Annotated in this window: 2 protein-coding genes; both read left to right on the forward strand. The window is 47.9% G+C overall.

Going from position 1 to position 2,979, the window contains the following annotated elements:
- Positions 1-2,573, forward strand: a 2,573-nt coding sequence (locus WH96_RS20775) for an FG-GAP-like repeat-containing protein (RefSeq protein ID WP_047766166.1), incomplete at its 5' end; no start/stop codon positions are given.
- Positions 2,574-2,723: 150 nt separating this feature from the next.
- The coding region (locus WH96_RS20780) for a hypothetical protein (protein WP_047766167.1) at positions 2,724-2,979 on the forward strand (256 nt) is incomplete at its 3' end.

Below are 2,979 nucleotides of genomic sequence, written 5' to 3' on the forward strand. Positions count from 1 at the left end.
ATGCCCAGACGAGTAGTACAACAACGGTAGCAGGGTCTCTTGAGGGAGAGTTTGCGGTTGATGACAGTGGAGCAGCAATCTACTCCCTCCCGATTTCAGTTCCTCCGGGGATTGCTGGTAATGAACCGCGTCTGGCGTTGTCCTATTCTTCTCAGGCGGGTAATGGTCCCCTGGGTGTTGGCTGGGGGCTTTCAGGTCTTTCTGCGATAACGCGTTGTGGTCAACGTCTGGTCCCTCATGGCAAGATCCACGGTGTTGATTTCTCTACCGAAGATCGTTTCTGTCTGGATGGTCAGCGCTTGGTCGCTGTCTCTGGAGACTATGGGGCAGATGGCACGGAATACCGCACTGAGATTGAAAGCTATGCCAAAGTTATCTCGAACGGAACCGCCGGCACAGGCCCCGCAAGCTTTACGGTTTGGAGCAAAGGCGGTCTTGTTCTGGAATACGGCGTTACAGCTGACAGTCGCATCGAAGCGATCAAGGCGGATGGTACGGCGAGATCAGAAGCGCGGATCTGGGCGTTGAACAAACAGTCTGACCGATCAAACAATGCCATTACTTACAGCTATATCGAAGATCAAGCTAACGGTTCATACCGCATCAATCGTATTGATTATGGCGGCAATACCACAGTTGGGACCACAGCCACTTCCTCAGTGCGTTTTGTTTACGAAGATCGCACCGATATCCGCACCTGGTATCAGGCTGGAGCCAAGGTTACACAGGACAAACGGTTAGCGAATATCCAGACATACGAAGCTGAAAGAGTGGTATCAAATTATAGACTTACCTACGAATACAACAGCACCGAAAATCAATCCCGCATAATTCAGGTTCAAATGTGTGATGTAGGTGGGAATTGTTTAAGTTCGATTTCCGTTAACTGGCCAGCCATTAATATCGGTTTTTCTAGTCTGGATACTGGGGATAATCTGACCAGCAGTGTTGATTGGGGCAAAGGGTACTGGTCTTTTAACGGGGATGTGAATGGAGACGGCTTCAGCGATGTTATCTCTGTATTGCGGACAACCAGCTATCTTAAGGTGGCTACTTTTCGCGCTAAAGGTGATGGAAAGTTTCATGATCATGATACCAGCCTGGACTACACCTACAGTAACAATTGGGTTGAAAATTCTCCCCTGATCGGAGATGTCGACGGTGATGGATTGAGCGATGTGACCATGGCCAGCTTCACTACCGCCGGAATTCGTGCAATCACATTACGGTCACGGGGGGACGGTGGCTTCTATCCCCTGGAGTGGGATAAATATTTAAGTGTGAGTGGTGATTGGTCACAAGGTTACCAGCCGATGATGGCTGATGTAAATGGCGACGGACTGAGTGACCTTGTCGCAGTTAAGGCTGCAAGCAATGGCTTATCCATCACCGCTTTGATTTCTAAAGGTGACGGCAGTTTCTTGAACTATGATTCCTCCAAGAATTACGGAGAAGGCGGTAACTGGACTAATCAAGGCAGCTTCCCGAAACCAATTATAGGTGATGTGGATGCCGATGGGCTTAGTGACGTGGTATTGGTCTATGATTCTCCTTTTGGGCTATCAATATACAATTTCAGATCTAACGGTGATGGTAGCTTTACTAAAGGTATCAAATTGCGCGAGGAGGGTAATTGGTTAGGCGGAGGCTCCATGAATGTCAGTGATGTCAATGGTGATGGCCTTGATGATGTGATAATGGTTTGGAACTCTTCCAACTCCCTTTCAGTTGCAAATATTTTATCTCATGGTGATGGTCGTTTTGGAGCCTATGATCCTAAAAACACTTATCTAGATCTTACGGACTGGAGTGGAGATTACGATGTGATACCTGCCGATCTTAATGGGGATGAGTTGGTGGATCTGGTTTTAGCAAAGTTGACTTCCAACGGCTGGCTGGTTTCACAATTCCTTGCAAACGGCAAGGGGAGCTTTGTTCCAATGGGGACAGTTGCGACGAGCGGCGATTGGAGTGATCGGGACGCACAGTTTCTTGGAGATGTAGATGGCGATGGCATGAGTGACCTTGTGGCTGTCAAGACAAGGTATACGGGAATGTCGATTTCAAACTTAAAATCCAAATCGCAACCGAAGGTTATTTCATCTTTTTCAACATCCAGAGGCTCTTTTATGGAACTCACCTACACACCATTAACGGATAAGCTTGTTTATTCAAAAGGCAGCGATGCTGTTTATCCCGAACAGGATTATGTATCTCCCTTGTCTGTTGTACAGTCAGTTGAACGTGATGATGGTATCGGGGGCAAACGTAAGATTGAGTATAACTACGCAGGTGCCAAGGTGGATCTTAAACGTGGATCATTCCTGGGTTTCAAGCAGATTACATCCAAAGATATTCAGCGGGGCACCGAGACCATTACCGATTATCGTCAGGACTGGCCCTTTGTGCGCCGGACGGAGAAATCTGTTCGCCAGCTTGTAGATGGTACGCCGATATCGGAACAGGAAAACACTTGGGAACAAGTGCCGCAGACGGGTGGCTCCATTGATGTCAGGCTCAAGAGCCAGACGAACAAGCAGTATGAAATAAATACGACAACTGTCACTCCCTAGTTGACAGCTTGGATATTATTCCTAGTGTTAAGGGTGACACGCATAACGTGTTTCTATTCCTGTTGCCGAGTTCTCGGTTTTTGAAAAACGTCGTTTTTTAGTTCTTGGTTTTTGAAAGTTTTCAGGTTCGATCTGGGGGGATCATCATAAATGTTGTTGCTATCGCGTTTGCGTGTGGCTGGCTTACGCTTGACGGGCCTGAGTTTGACTGGCCTATGTCTGGCTGGAAGTCTCGGTGTCTCTTTTTTTGGGGATGCTTATGCCCAGACGAGTAATACAACAACAGTAGCAGGGTCTCTTGAGGGCGAGTTTGCGGTTGATGACAGTGGGGCAGCGACCTACTCCCTTCCGATTTCAGTTCCTCCCGGGATTGCGGGTAATGAACCGCGTCTGGCTTTGTCCTATT

The organism is Kiloniella spongiae (genome assembly GCF_001026905.1).
GTDB lineage: Bacteria > Pseudomonadota > Alphaproteobacteria > Kiloniellales > Kiloniellaceae > Kiloniella > Kiloniella spongiae.